This window comes from bacterium (assembly GCA_024226335.1).
Classification (GTDB): Bacteria; Myxococcota_A; UBA9160; order SZUA-336; family SZUA-336; genus JAAELY01.
Genome location: JAAELY010000150.1, coordinates 14,283 through 27,810, shown reverse-complemented (window position 1 = coordinate 27,810; position 13,528 = coordinate 14,283). Strand labels below are relative to the sequence as shown.

Genomic DNA, 13,528 nt, shown 5'->3' with positions numbered 1-13,528 from the left:
CAGGATCTCATGATCGGAAATCTCGCGTCCACTGGCCCATGAGCTTGGACCCGCGCACACCTGTCCTGGTGGGCTGTGGTCAGCTCGTTCAGCGTGTCGACGATCCGCTCGACGGTGCGGAGCCCCTCGACCTGATGCAGGCAGCCGCAGAGTGTGCGGCCGACGACTCAGGGGCGCGAGACCTTTTGCGAGCCGCAGACTCGGTGCGAATTCTCCAGGGGCTCTGGGAGTACTCGGACCCGGGCGCGATCCTGAAAGAGCGGTTTGGCGCGGAAGGAGCTCAGACGGCTCTGGGCGTGATCAGCGGCACGACGGTCCAGAAGCTGATCAGCGCGTCGGCCCGCGAAATCGCGAGCGGCGAACGAGACATCGTGGTGATCGCGGGCGCCGAAGCCGAACACAGCAAGCGACGCGCGTGGCGTGCGGGCGTGAAGCTGCAGCGAATCGAGCAGAGCGATGCGCTGCCCGACCTGACGGTAGGCCTGACCGGACCGATGCCACAACGCCCGGAACGAGATCTCGGCCTGCTGATCCCCACACAGTGGTTCGCGATGATCGAAAACGCCCTGAGATTCCGCGCGGGCCGGACCCCCGACAAACACTCCAGGTACCTGTCGGAACTCTGGTCCAGGTTCAACGAGGTCGCACTGGGCAATCCCTACGCGTGGACGAAGAAAGCACTCAGCCCTGAAGAGATCCGCACGCCGTCTGCTGACAATCGCATGACGACCTACCCGTACACGAAGTACATGTGCTCGAACATGGTCGTCGACCAGGCAGCGAGCGTGATCTTGTGCTCGGTCGAGGCCGCGCAACGCCACGGGATCTCGGAGGAGCGTTTCGTGTTTCCCCATGCCGCGACCGAGTGCAGCGGGGTTCCGGGTTTGTCCCATCGTCTCCATATGGATCGCGAGCCGGCCATGGAGATCGCCGGACGTCGCGCCCTGGAACTCGTCGAACTCGAACTCGACGCGATCCGCTACCTCGACCTGTACAGCTGCTTTCCCTCCGCGGTTCAGCTTTCCGCACAGGCCCTGGAGATTCCCGCGGATCGAGCATTGAGTATCACGGGCGGCTTGAGCTTCGCAGGCGGGCCGTTCAATAGCTATGTGCTGCACGCCACTGCCACGATGATGAACCAATTGCGCGAAGATCCCGGGAGCTTTGGCCTGATCACAGGTGTCGGCGGTTGTTTGAGCAATCACGCCTTCGGCGTCTACTCCACCCGGCCTCCGGAACAGGGCTTCCGCTATGAGGAACTCAGTCCGGCCATCGAAGCGCTTTCGCGGTGCAAGTTCGAAGAGAACTTCGACGGCGAAGCGACAATTGAATCCTATGCCTCGACCTACGTCGACGGCGCAGTCTCCCGCGCGATCTTCGCGTGCAGACTCGAGGACGGCGCACGCACCTGGGCGGTAAGTGAAGACCGTGAGCTACTCGAGAGGCTGACGAGAGAAGAACTCGTCGGGCGCAACGCGCAACTGCGGCAGAAATCTCTGCTGGGCGTTCTCTGACTCCCCCGACAGGAGGATCTGGTCGATGTCTGAACTCTCACCCCTTGCCGGCCTTCGCATCGTCGATCTCGCCGACGGCCACGGAGAACTCTGCGGTCGCCTCCTCGCCGACCTGGGTGCTGATGTAACCCGTATCGAACCCCCGGGGGGCGCGCAGTCGCGAAACCACCCGCCCCTGCATCGCGGCGAGAGCCTGCACTTTGCGTGTCGCAACTTCAATAAGCGCGGTCGTGTGCTCGACTTGAACCTGGAAGACGATCGCGCGGTGCTGCACGGGCTTCTGGAGAGTTCCGACGTGCTGATCGAATCGTCGGCGCCCGGAACACTTGCAGGTCTCGGACTGGATCCGTCGGAGTTATGCGAAAATTTCCCACATCTGATCGTCACATCGATCTCGCACTTCGGCCAGACCGGGCCCTATCGGGACTGGCTCGCGACGGACTCCGTGTTGGCCGCCATGGGCGGCATGGTCTTCAAGGCCGGGCTCCCTGAAAAAGATCCACTGATTCCGCCCGCGACCATGGCAGAGGACACTGCGGCCACGGCTGCGGCCTACGCCACTCTTCTCGCCTACTGGCAGCGCCTGAAGACGGGACACGGGCAACACCTGGATGTCTCGTCGGTCGAAGCGGTGGCCCAGACGATCGACTGGTCGTTCCCGAGTGCCAGCGCTGCACGGGAGGCGACGGGCCTGGACGCAGTCGAAGTGCGGGCCGGATCGGGTCCGATCTACAAGATCTACGCGTGCAAGACCGGTTACGTGCGTCTCGTGATCCTGAGTCCCCGGCAGTGGAGATCGATGCGCGAGTGGATTGGTGATCCCGAGGATCTTCAGGATCCGGGCCTGGACAGCTTCATCGCCCGCATCATGATCGCGCCGCGACTGGCGGAGGTGTTTACCGAGCACTTCGCGAGCATGACCATGGAAGAAGCGTCCATCGAGGCGCAGAAGCGCGGGATCGTCTGCACTCCGGTACTGACTCCGGACGAAGTGCCCAAGAACGAACACCTGGTCTCGCGCAAGACCTTCGTCGAAACCGAAGTCGCACCCGGACTTCGCGGTCCGATCGCCGCGGGATTCTTTGAATTTGACGGTGCGCGCCAGGGTTTCCGCAAGGCCGCACCTGCACTGGGAGCAAACGAAACCGAACCCGGTGCACCCCGCCCCAAACCCGAGACACCCAGACCTGCCGCGGCCCAGCCCCTTACAGGATTACGCGTACTCGATTTTGGAATCGGCGGCGTGGGTGTCGAGGCGGGCCGGTTGCTGGCCGAATACGGTGCAGACGTGCTGAAGATCGAGTCGCGCTCCTATCCCGACTTCATTCGCGTGGTCATCGGAGGCGAGATGTGTGCGCCGTTCGCATCGTCGAGTCGCAGCAAGCGCGGTTTTGGCGTCGATGCCAAGTCCCCGGAAGGCATCGCGATCCTGCAGCGCCTCGTGACCCTGGCCGACATCGTGATCGAGAACAACTCGACGGGCACGATGGAAAACCTGGGGCTGGGTTTCACGAAGCTGCGCGAACTGAACCCGGGAGTTTCGCTGATCAGCAGTCAACTGCTCGGTTCAAGAGGCGCGTGGGCGGATTGGATCGGCTACGGACCCAGCACTCAACCACTAGGTGGATTGACGCATCTGTGGAATTACGACGATCAGGACTTCCCGGCCGGGGCCGGCTCGATCTTTCCCGATCACTTCGCCGGTCGCCTCTGTGCGATCGCCGCTCTTTCTTGCTTGATCCGGCGAGAACGAACGAACGCGGGATCGCACGCCGAGATTGCACAGATCGAATCCGTCATCGGGATGCTCGACAGTGTGCTGCTCAAGTCCGCGTTCGAACCGGGGAGTGAACGAGCCCGAGGGAATCGCAACGAGCGCGGCTCCCCCTGGGGCGTATACCCCTGTGAGGGCGAACAACAGTGGTGCGTGATCACGGTTCGCAACGATGCGGAGTGGCTTGGTTTGCGCGAAGCCGTGGGCGATCAGGACTGGGCACTCGACCCGGCTCTCGAGAGCGCACAGGGACGCATCGCAGCGCACGATCGCATCGACCAGGGCCTGCGCGAGTGGACGCGCACGTTCGACAAAAACGAACTCGCACGCACCTTGCAAGAGCACGGAGTACCCTCCGGACCCGTGTTCACGGGCACCAACCAGCTCGACGATCCCCACTTCCAGGCACGCGGCTTCCCGCGACTGATCGAACAGCAAGAACTGGGCAAGCTCAGCCTCGAGGGACCGTTCTTCAAGGCCAGTGGGATTCCGGAACCGATCATTTCCCAGGCGCCGCTGATCGGTGAACACACGCGCGAAGTCTGCTCGGAACTGCTCGGCATGAACGACGCCGAGATCGATCGACTTTTTGCAGCCGGGGTGCTCGAGGGGCCAAAGTCCGAATGAAACTCCACTTCTGGATATCGGTTTGGCTCGGTGTGGCTCTGCTGGTCGGCTGCGGCGCCGACCCACATTGGGACGATGCGATCGAAGGCGACCGCCGCAGCGACGCCGCGCTGGCCGCCCAGAAAGATGCACAAGCCAAAGCGCACAAGCAGCTATTGGACCGCAGCGACACCGCCCCGGCCGGGACGAGTGCCAAGCGCATTTTGTTTGGCGATCTGCACGTACACAGCTCGTACTCCTGGGACGGATTCCTTTTCTCGCTGCCACTCATCGGTGGCGAAGGCGCACATCCTCCGAATGATGCCTGCGACTTCGCACGTCACTGCGCCAATCTGGATTTCTACGCGCTGACGGATCATGCGGAGTCGCTGCTTCCAGAGCACTGGCAGACATCAAAGCAGAGCGTTCGCGAGTGCAATATTCGCGCGGGAGACCCGGCGAACCCGGACCTGGTTGCATTCATGGGCTTCGAGTGGAGTCAGGCGGGCCTGACACCGGAGCAACACTACGGACATCGCTGCGTGATCTACCCGGGAGATGCCGATGATGAACTACCGGCGCGGCCGATCTCCTCGGGTGACAAGTCTCCCCTTCTATTGTCGATGCGCGACATGATCTCGGGCGCGCGCTGGCTCGGCCCTCATGCGTGGCAGGCGCACACGGACTACGTGGACTATCTGACACGGGTGAGCGAGCAGACGATCTGCCCCGAGGGAATCGACACGCGCGAACTTCCCGAAACCTGTCACGAGATCGCCCCGACACCGGCGGAGTTACACGAGAAACTCGACCAATGGGGATTTCCGGCGCTATCGATTCCGCACGGAACCGCCTGGGGAACCTACACACCCGCGACCACAACCATCGACAAACATCTCTGGGCAAAAAACTTCGACGCCGACTACATGAAACTGATCGAAGTGATGTCCGGACACGGAAACTCCGAGCAGTTTCGCACCTGGAACGAGTTCGAGATCGATTCCGAGGGTCAGCACGTGTGCCCGGAGCCGAGCGCGAACTACCTGCCGTGTTGCTGGCAGGCCGGTGAGATCATGCGCGAGCGCTGCGGGGACCTGGCAGAAGATGAGTGCGAGCGACGCGTACAACAGGCCCGGGACTACGCCGCACAGGTCTACACACGGCCCCACAATATCTTTCCCGACAGCTCTCCGGAGGACTGGCTCGACTGCGGCCAGTGCCGCGACTGCTTCAAGCCTTCGTTTTCCTACCGACCGAAAGAGAGCATTCAGTACGCCATGTCGCTTACACAGAACGACGGCGGCGAGCGGCGTTTCCGCTACGGATTCATAGGCTCGAGCGATGCTCATTCGGGTCGGCCGGGCGCCAGCTACAAGCAGCTCGAACCTTCGATGATCAGCGATCAGCGCGGCTCGCCCGGATTTCCGTTCAATCAGCTCTCGCTTCTGGCCAAAAGCAAAATGGAAGACCCGCGTCAGCCAGAGCCACCCAGGCGAGAGGCGATCGGCATACGCGGGAGCGATATGAGAGTACTGAGCTTCCTCTTCCCCAGCGGACTCGCCGCCGTACACGCCCCCGACGGCAGTCGCGAGGCTATCTGGGACGCCCTGCAGAGACGCGAGGTCTACGGCACGAGTGGTCCGCGCATCCTGCTCTGGTTCGATCTGCAAAATTCCGAACACGGCCCGTCCCCGATGGGATCGGAGCATCGCATGCGCGAGAACCCTCGTTTTGAGGTGCGCGCAGTCGGTTCGTTCGAACAGAAACCCGGATGTCCGGAAACGAGTCGCAATGCTCTCAGCAGTGAACGACTCACGCGTCTGTGTCGCGACGAGTGCTACCACCCGGGCGATCGACGGCGGCGCATCGAGGCGATCGAAGTCGTGCGCATCCGACCCCAACTCGATGAAGGAGAGGACCCGGCGCCCCTGATCGAAGATCCCTGGCGGCGCTTCGAGTGCCCGTCCGGAGAAGACGGCTGTGTCTTCCAGTTCGAAGATTCCGAGTTCACATCGTCCGGACGCGACGCGCTCTACTATGTGCGCGCTCTCGAGGAACCCTCAATGGCGCTGAGTGGCGCGCCGCTCTCCACCGAGTTCGACGCACAGGGCCAGGCGATCTCGGTCGACCTCTGTACGACCGAAGACGTCGATGCGGGAGGTTGTCCCTCATCGGTCCGCGAGCGCGCCTGGTCGTCTCCGATCTTCGTGGATCAGGCGGGGAGTTGAGCGGCTTCAGGCTCGCTGACTGCTGACGGAGACGACCTCACCGGTCATATAGCTCGAGTAGTCGCTCGCCAGGAAGACCATCACGTTCGCGACTTCCCAGGGTTCCGCACCGCGACCGAAAGCTTCGCGCGCTTCGAGTTCGTCGAGCAGGGACTGTGGGGTCACCTTGTTCAGGTACGGATGCGTCGCGAGACTGGGAGACACCGCGTTGATGCGCACGCCGTGGTCCGCGACTTCGAGTGCCGCGCAGCGCGTCAGCGCCATCACGCCCGCCTTCGCAGCGGCGTAGTGCGCCTGCCCTTTCTGAGCCCGCCAGCCCAGCACCGATGCGTTGTTGACGATGCAGCCGGATCCGCGTTCGATCATATGCGGCAGTACGGCGCGGGTCATCCGGAAGGTGCTGTTCAGCGTCACGTCGAGCACGCCGTCCCATTGCTCATCGGTCATATCGACCACATCGGCCATGCCGCCGAGTCCGGCGTTGTTCATCAACACGTCGATCCGGCCGAGTTTGGCAATCGCGGACTCGATCAGTCCCTGTACCTCTTCCTGAACGGTCACATTGCACAGACAGGTCGCAGGGGCCTCGGTTGCGATCTTCGCGAGGCTGTCCGCGGCCTCGGCGAGGCGGCGCTCGTGGAGATCACTGATCATCACGCGTGCACCCTCTTCGATGCAGCGCTTTGCCGTTGCGAAACCGATTCCGGTACCCGCAGCGGCGGTGATCAATACAGTCTTTCCCTCGAGAAGCTGATGACCAGCGACATAGGGCGGAACGGACTTGCTCATGAAAATCGACCTGACTCGGATTAGTGGGGTTCGCGCGGCAGGCCCAGCACCCGCTCGCTGATGATGTTTCTCTGAATCTGATTGGTTCCGGCGTAGAGCGTGTCGGAGCGCGTGAACAGGTACATGCGCTGAAGCGGCGTCAACTGATAGGGAGCACCTTCGGTGATCTCGGACTCCGCGCCCAGAACGTCCATCGCCAGTTTTCCCAGATTGCGATGCCAGGTCGCCCAGAAGATCTTGGTAATCATCCCCTCGGGACCGAGTTGCGCGTTTTCCGCGCCGGAAAGCGTGCGCAGAGCGTGGAATCGCTGGATGCGCAGTCCGATCCAGGCGTCCGCGATGCGCTGTCGCATGATCGGATCGTCTGCAGCGCCGGTGCGCTTTGCGCACGCGATGATCTCTTGCAGTTCGTTTGCAAAGGCCATCTGCTGACCCAGAGTGGCCGCACCGCGCTCGAATGCGAGCGTACCATTGGCCACCTTCCAACCGCCGTTGACCTCGCCGACTATGTTGTCGGCCGCCGTTCGGGCATCGCTGTAGAAGACCTCACTGAACTCCGAGTCGCCGGTCAACTGGACGATCTGACGGATTTCGACACCGTCCTGTTTCATCGGCACCAGGAGATAGGAGATCCCCGCCTGCTTGGGCTTCGCATCTGGATCGGTCCGGCATAACACGAAACACCAGTCGGCCCAGGCCGCCCAACTCGTCCAGACTTTCTGACCGTTGATCCGCCATTCATCGCCATCCGTGCCGGTATCCAGGTAGGCGCGCGTCTGCACATTGGCCATATCGGAACCGGCATTCGGCTCGGAGTAGCCCTGACACCAGATCTGCTCGCCCTTCACGATGCCCGGCAGGAAACGCCGCTTCAATTCGTCGCTTCCGAAGGCGATCAGGGTCGGGCCTAGCAGGCCTTCGCCTATGTATCCCACGCGCCCCGGCCCACCGGCGCGCGCGTACTCCTCGTAGTAGATCACCTGCTGGTTCAAACTCAGACCGCGGGTGCCGTACTCCTGCGGCCAGCCGACGCAGGTCCAACCCGCTTCACCGAGACGCCTCTCCCAGGCGCGGCGCTCGTCCAGCATCGCGTGCTCATCGCCCGGACCACCCCGGCCGCGCACCGATGCAAACTCGCCGCTGAGCTGTTCGGCCAGCCAGGCGGCGATCTCTTTGCGGAACGCCTCATCTTCTGCGGAGAAGCGGATGTCCACGGGGTCCTTTCGGCGTTCATTCTCGTTTGGAAACGCTTGCTACATTACGATACGATACGGCCCGTATGCAAGAACAGAGTATTCCGGCGTTGATCCTCGGAGCGGCGGAGCGATTCGCTTCGGCTTCCGCAATCGAAGACGGCGAAGTCGAGCTCAGCTTCAACGCCCTGGCTGACGCGTCGCTTGCCGCCGCGCGCAGTTTCATCGCCCGCGGCATCGAGTCGGGCGATCGCGTCGCGATCTGGGCGCCCAATATCCACGGGTGGATCATCGCAGCGGTCGGTTTGCAGATGGCCGGCGGTGTGCTCGTGCCCTTGAGCACTCGCTTCAAAGGAGCGGAAGCCGGGTACATCCTGCGCAAGAGCCGCGCCCGCCTGCTCTGCACGGTCAGTGACTTCCTCGATACGAACTACCTCGATCTTCTGAAGTCCGAAACACTTCCGCACCTCGAAGGCACCATCGTCCTGCGGGGCGCGGCATCGGGAGGCACGGCCTGGAGCGACTTCCTGGCCGGGGGTTCCGAGGTTTCGCTGGAGCGGGCACGCGAACGAGCGCTCGGTGTGTCCGGCGACGATCTGTCCGACATCCTTTTCACTTCGGGTACGACGGGAAAACCCAAGGGCGTGATGACGACTCACGCTCAGACGCTGCGCACCTTCGACGTGTGGAGCCGCGTCGTGGGCATTCGCGAAGGCGATCGCTACCTGGTCATCAATCCGTTCTTTCACAGCTTTGGCTACAAGGCCGGCTGGGTTTCGTCGATCCTGCGCGGAGCGACCTGTGTTCCGCATCTGGTTTTCGATGCCGATGCCGTCCTGGCGCGCATCGAACCGGAACGGATCAGTGTGCTACCCGGACCGCCGGCCATCTACCAGTCGATGCTCGCGAACCCCAATCTCGCGAAGTACGACACTTCTTGCTTGCGTCTGGCCGTAACGGGAGCGGCACCCGTGCCCGTCGAACTCGTGCATCGCATGCGCGAGGAACTGGGTTTTGAGACGGTGGTCACAGCCTACGGACTGACTGAGACCTGCGGCGTCGTGAGCATCTGCCTGCCCGACGACGACGCCGAGACGATCTCTACGACCTCGGGTTGCGCAATCCCCGACGTCGAGGTGCGCTGTGTCGACCCCGAAGGCGCAGAAGTGGCGCGAGGCGAGCCGGGTGAAGTCCTGGTGCGCGGTTACAACGTGATGCGCGGCTACTTCGAAGAAGAAGAAGAAACGAACACGACGATCGACGCCGACGGTTGGTTGCACACGGGTGACATCGCCATCATGAACGAGCGCGGTTACCTGACGATCACGGACCGCATCAAGGACATGTTCATCATGGGTGGCTTCAACTGCTACCCAGCCGAGATCGAAAGCCTGCTCTTCGGCAGTGGACTGGTGGCCCAGGCCGCAGTGATCGGAATTCCCGACGAACGCATGGGTGAAGTCGGCATGGCGTTCGCCGTCCCCGCACCGGGAAAGCAGGTGAGTGCGGACGAGATCGTCGAGTGGTGTCGCGCAAACATGGCGAACTACAAAGTGCCGCGGAGGGTGCAGATCGTGGCGGAGTTGCCGACGAACGCCTCGGGGAAGGTCACGAAGTTCGTTCTGCGCGAAGAGGCGCAGAAACTCCTGGCGCGATGATCGAAGCCGGAAATCTCTGGCAGTTGATCGAGCGCCGGGCGGCCGCGACACCCGAGACCGTTTTCGCAATCGACGAGGAAGACCGCAGCCTCGACTTCGCCGCCTATCGAGCGGCGGCCGAACGCTGCGCGGCCGGCCTTCTGAAGCACGGCGTGCGCGAGGGAACGGCCGTGTCGTGGATGCTGCCGACCTGGATCGAATCGCTGGTACTCGTCGGCGCGCTCGCCCGCCTGGGTGCGGTGCAGAACCCCATCCTGCCGATCTACCGGGAGCGCGAGGTCGGTTTCATCACCCGCCAGACCGGTGCCGAGCTATTGATCGTGCCGCCGCACTGGCGCGGGTTCGACTATCCCGGCCTGGCCCATGCGCTGGCGCAAGAGCGCTCGGGTCTCGAGGTCCTGATCTCGGATCACTCTCTGCCCGAAGCCGATCCCGCGAGCCTGCCCCCTGCCCCCCTCGCCACCTCGGCCGATGACGCGCCGGTGCGCTGGATCTTCTACACCTCGGGAACCACGGCGGACCCCAAGGGCGCGCAACACACCGACCTGACGCTGATGAGTTCTGCGCGAGGCATGAGTCAAGCGTTACAACTCGAACCCGATGATCGCGTGGCGTTGGTCTTTCCGTTCACCCACGTCGGCGGGATTGGCTGGCTATTCGCGGGATTTCTTTCCGGCTGCGCGCACATCCTCGTACAGGCCTTCGATCCAAAGACCAGTATCGGCGTGCTGGCTCGAAACGGCGTCACGCAGGCCACGGCCGGTACCGCATTCCATCAGGCCTACCTGGCTACACAACGCGAAGCCGGCGCGGAACGAGTTTTCCCGCGTGTGCGCAGTTTTCCCGGCGGTGGAGCTCCCAAGCCGCCGCAACTGCACTACGACCTGAAAACCGAACTCGGCGGAGTGGGCATCGTATCGGGGTACGGCATGACGGAGTGTCCGATCCTGGCCATGAACTCGGTGGACGATCCCGATGACAAACTCGCGAACACAGAGGGACGAGCCAGTCCGGCCGAAGTCGAGATCCGCGTGGTGCGCGGCGACGCGAGTCTGGCCGGTCCGAACACCGAAGGCGAGCTACGCGTACGCGGCCCCCAACTCTTCCGCGGCTATCTGGATGCCGCCCTGAACGATTCCGCCTTCGACGAAGATGGCTTCTTCCGCACGGGCGACCTCGGACAGCTGGACGAGGACGGCTTCGTCGTGATCACGGGACGACTCAAGGACGTGATCATCCGCAAGGGCGAGAACATCAGCGCCAGGGAAGTCGAAGACCTGCTCTACAGCCACCCAAAGATCGCCGATGTGGGTGTGATCGGATTGCCAGACCCCAACACTGGAGAGCGTTGCTGCGCCGTCGTCTCTTGCAGCGATGCAAGCGATCCTCTGGATTTCGCAGAGATGGTCGCGTTCTTGAAGGAGCGCGGTCTCATGCTGCAGAAGATCCCCGAGCAACTCGAACTCATCGCTGAACTGCCGCGCAACCCGACGGGAAAGATCCTGAAAGACGAGTTGCGCAAACGCTATAGCTGAGTTCCTCGCTCGAACTCAGGTTGCATGGCGCGGAGATTCAGCTGCGTTTGATCCCGGCAAGCGCCAGGTCGACGATCGGGCTAACCATGCGCGGGTGCAGCTTGCCACCCTTGGAGTAGAGGGTGACCGCGATCGGACCCACGACCAGATCCGCAGCCAGTTCGATATCGAGATCGCCGGGAACCTCTCCGCGCTGTACCGCGCGCTCGAATACGCGTAACAACGGCTGGCGACGATCTTTGCTCACCGGATCGAAGAGTTGCGAAAGCTCGGGGTTGTGCGCGCGCTCGCCCGCGAGACTCGGCAGCACCGCCGCCAGCGCCGTCGTATTGAAGGCCTGCAGATACGTGCGCAGCATCTTCTTCAGGTCTTCGGCGAGGTCACCCGTATCGACGTCTTCGAAACCCGGAAGCTGACCGAACGCCTCGACCACCAGCGGCAGCTTGGAAGGCCAGCGCCGATAGATCGTGGCTTTGCCCACACCGGCGCGCGCGGCGATACCCTCGACGGTGATCGCCGAAAAACCGACTTCGCTCAGCAGGCCGAGAGTCGCGTCGAGAATCGACTGGTGGGCTTCGTCGCTCCGGGGACGACCGGTACTGGGACTGCTCTGGTTCCGGGTGTTCACCTGAAATATCCCTGAATTCAAATACTTGCGAAGACGGGCAGGCCAGAACCCGCTCCCCCATTACGATACTATACGTATCGTTACTATTCACCCCGAACCTCGGAGCTGGAACTCCGGACCGCAGCGCCCTGCCAGGACGAGCGGACTAGCGAGCGGACTGCTGGTGGAGGATCTCGAGATAGCGCCCGCGGATGGCGGCGATCTCCTCGTCGAGGTGCTCGATCTTCCAGTCCATGGTGTCGACCGGTGGGAGCACCACAGCTTCGATCGTCGCGGGGTGAACCACGAGCGCGTCTCGGGGCAGCGCGTCGAGCACGTTGCGGAACACCACGGGAACGATCGGCACACCGGCCTGCATGGCCATGTGAAACGCACCCTTTTTGAATCGGCCGAGGCGCGGCGTCGGCGAACGCGTACCCTCGGGCGAGATCACCAACGAACGACCCTCGCGCAACGCATCGACCGCCGGCTCGAGCGCTTCGATTGCCTTGGTCGAGTTGGCGCGATCGACGAAGACCACACCCGCCGCCCCGAAGAGCGGGCCGAAGACCGGGTTCTTGCGAATCTCCTTCTTGCCCACACCCGTGATGTCGCGGCGCAGCATCTTGATCATCAGGAGCGCATCGAGCGCACTCTGGTGATTGAAGATGAAGACCGCGGGGCGCTGCGACCAGAGGTGTTCTTCACCTTCGATGCGAAGATCGATGCCGCCGAGCGAAGTCGCCAGATCACCCCATAACGAACCCGAAACATTGATGGCCTCGCGAAGCGAACCGTTGACCAGACCTGCGCCAACTCCCGCCCAGAGCGAGGGCGCCAGGCTCGCATAGGCCAGGCCCGTGCGAAGCAGATCACCGACGCCGGGAAGACCGCGACTGGTAAAGCGCCGCACCGGCCACTGCCGCTCCTTTGCGATCTGGGAGAGCGCGCGATTCGGATTGAGCGGTCGAGGACGACCAACGATCCGCAGCAGAGGCAAGTCCTCGTGGCTGTCGGTGTAGAAGTAGCTCTGGTCCAGATCCAGATCCTTTTGGGCTGCGATACTCCGAGCGGCCTCGGCCTTGCCCTCGCCATAGCAGGCGGGATGAACCACTTCGCCGGTAAACGCACCGTTTTCAACCACCAGCTGCGTGCACAGCACGTGCTGAATTCCCATGTCCCTCGCCAGTGGTTCGGCCTGATAGCGCGTGGCCGAAGAGATGATCGCGATCGTATGCCCCATGTCCTGATGCGCTTCGACCAGCGCGCGCGATTCCGGGTAGATCTGCGTGGCGAGATGTTTCTGGAACACCTCCTCGCCGACCTCTTCGAGCGCGGACTCCGCCAGGCCCCGATAGGCGGCCGTGGTTGCGGACATCATCCCCGAAAATCCCGTCCTGCCCACGGCAAACGAGAGCGCGCCTAGCAGAGACTCCGCAATCTCGCGCGGTGCCATACGTCCGGATAGCAGGCGCTCGCGGAAGAAGGCCGTGGCCGAAAAACCCGCGAGCAACGTCTGGTCCAGATCGAAAAACGCCCCCACCTTCGGGCCCGAAGGTCCAGTGCGAATCTCCTCTGTCAGACGCTCGTGGAGGCTCATGGGACTGGTTCCCATTCTGAACCT

9 protein-coding genes are annotated in these 13,528 nt (G+C 62.8%); 5 read left to right on the top strand and 4 right to left on the bottom strand.

Annotated elements, in window-relative coordinates:
* The first annotated feature begins 38 nt into the window (after positions 1 to 38).
* From GY725_07045 to GY725_07035, 3 genes are read left to right on the top strand one after another with little or no spacing between them, the layout of a single operon-like run.
* Positions 39 to 1,514 carry an acetyl-CoA acetyltransferase gene (locus GY725_07045; GenBank protein MCP4003935.1) on the top strand — a complete coding sequence of 492 codons (1,476 nt, stop codon included), beginning with the start codon at positions 39 to 41 and terminating at the stop codon, positions 1,512 to 1,514.
* A 25-nt stretch (positions 1,515 to 1,539) separates the two neighbouring features.
* On the top strand, positions 1,540 to 3,915 hold the full coding sequence (locus tag GY725_07040) for a CoA transferase (protein ID MCP4003934.1): 2,376 nt from the start codon (positions 1,540 to 1,542) through the stop codon (positions 3,913 to 3,915).
* Complete coding sequence (locus GY725_07035; protein ID MCP4003933.1) at positions 3,912 to 6,122, top strand: DUF3604 domain-containing protein; 2,211 nt, start codon at positions 3,912 to 3,914, stop codon at positions 6,120 to 6,122. Before GY725_07040 ends, GY725_07035 begins: the two co-directional genes overlap by 4 nt.
* Positions 6,123 to 6,128: 6 nt before the next feature.
* Here GY725_07035 and GY725_07030 read toward each other — a convergent pair whose 3' ends face one another.
* Positions 6,129 to 6,911 carry an SDR family oxidoreductase gene (locus tag GY725_07030; GenBank protein ID MCP4003932.1) on the bottom strand — a complete coding sequence of 261 codons (783 nt, stop codon included), beginning with the start codon at positions 6,909 to 6,911 and terminating at the stop codon, positions 6,129 to 6,131.
* A gap of 20 nt (positions 6,912 to 6,931) precedes the next feature.
* Positions 6,932 to 8,125: an acyl-CoA dehydrogenase gene (locus GY725_07025; GenBank protein ID MCP4003931.1), complete on the bottom strand. Its 1,194-nt coding sequence runs from the start codon at positions 8,123 to 8,125 to the stop codon at positions 6,932 to 6,934.
* A gap of 65 nt (positions 8,126 to 8,190) precedes the next feature.
* Here GY725_07025 and GY725_07020 point away from each other — a divergent pair, with 65 nt between their 5' ends.
* Positions 8,191 to 9,762 carry an AMP-binding protein gene (locus GY725_07020; protein ID MCP4003930.1) on the top strand — a complete coding sequence of 524 codons (1,572 nt, stop codon included), beginning with the start codon at positions 8,191 to 8,193 and terminating at the stop codon, positions 9,760 to 9,762.
* Positions 9,759 to 11,297 carry an AMP-binding protein gene (locus tag GY725_07015; protein MCP4003929.1) on the top strand — a complete coding sequence of 513 codons (1,539 nt, stop codon included), beginning with the start codon at positions 9,759 to 9,761 and terminating at the stop codon, positions 11,295 to 11,297. The genes GY725_07020 and GY725_07015 overlap by 4 nt, the downstream gene beginning before the upstream one ends.
* A 37-nt stretch (positions 11,298 to 11,334) precedes the next feature.
* Here GY725_07015 and GY725_07010 read toward each other — a convergent pair whose 3' ends face one another.
* Entirely contained in the window at positions 11,335 to 11,925 is a 591-nt protein-coding gene (locus tag GY725_07010; protein MCP4003928.1) for a TetR/AcrR family transcriptional regulator, read from the bottom strand.
* 145 nt (positions 11,926 to 12,070) lie between these two features.
* Positions 12,071 to 13,504, bottom strand: a complete 1,434-nt coding sequence (locus tag GY725_07005; protein MCP4003927.1) for an HAD-IB family hydrolase — start codon at positions 13,502 to 13,504, stop codon at positions 12,071 to 12,073.
* Between the last annotated feature and the right edge of the window lie 24 nt (positions 13,505 to 13,528).

Coding starts and splice junctions, on each gene's coding strand:
- GY725_07045 (MCP4003935.1), top strand. CDS start 39: ATGAGCTTGGACCCGCGCACACCTGTCCTGGTGGGCTGTGGTCAGCTC.
- GY725_07040 (MCP4003934.1), top strand. CDS start 1,540: ATGTCTGAACTCTCACCCCTTGCCGGCCTTCGCATCGTCGATCTCGCC.
- GY725_07035 (MCP4003933.1), top strand. CDS start 3,912: ATGAAACTCCACTTCTGGATATCGGTTTGGCTCGGTGTGGCTCTGCTG.
- GY725_07030 (MCP4003932.1), bottom strand. CDS start 6,911: ATGAGCAAGTCCGTTCCGCCCTATGTCGCTGGTCATCAGCTTCTCGAG.
- GY725_07020 (MCP4003930.1), top strand. CDS start 8,191: ATGCAAGAACAGAGTATTCCGGCGTTGATCCTCGGAGCGGCGGAGCGA.
- GY725_07015 (MCP4003929.1), top strand. CDS start 9,759: ATGATCGAAGCCGGAAATCTCTGGCAGTTGATCGAGCGCCGGGCGGCC.
- GY725_07005 (MCP4003927.1), bottom strand. CDS start 13,504: ATGAGCCTCCACGAGCGTCTGACAGAGGAGATTCGCACTGGACCTTCG.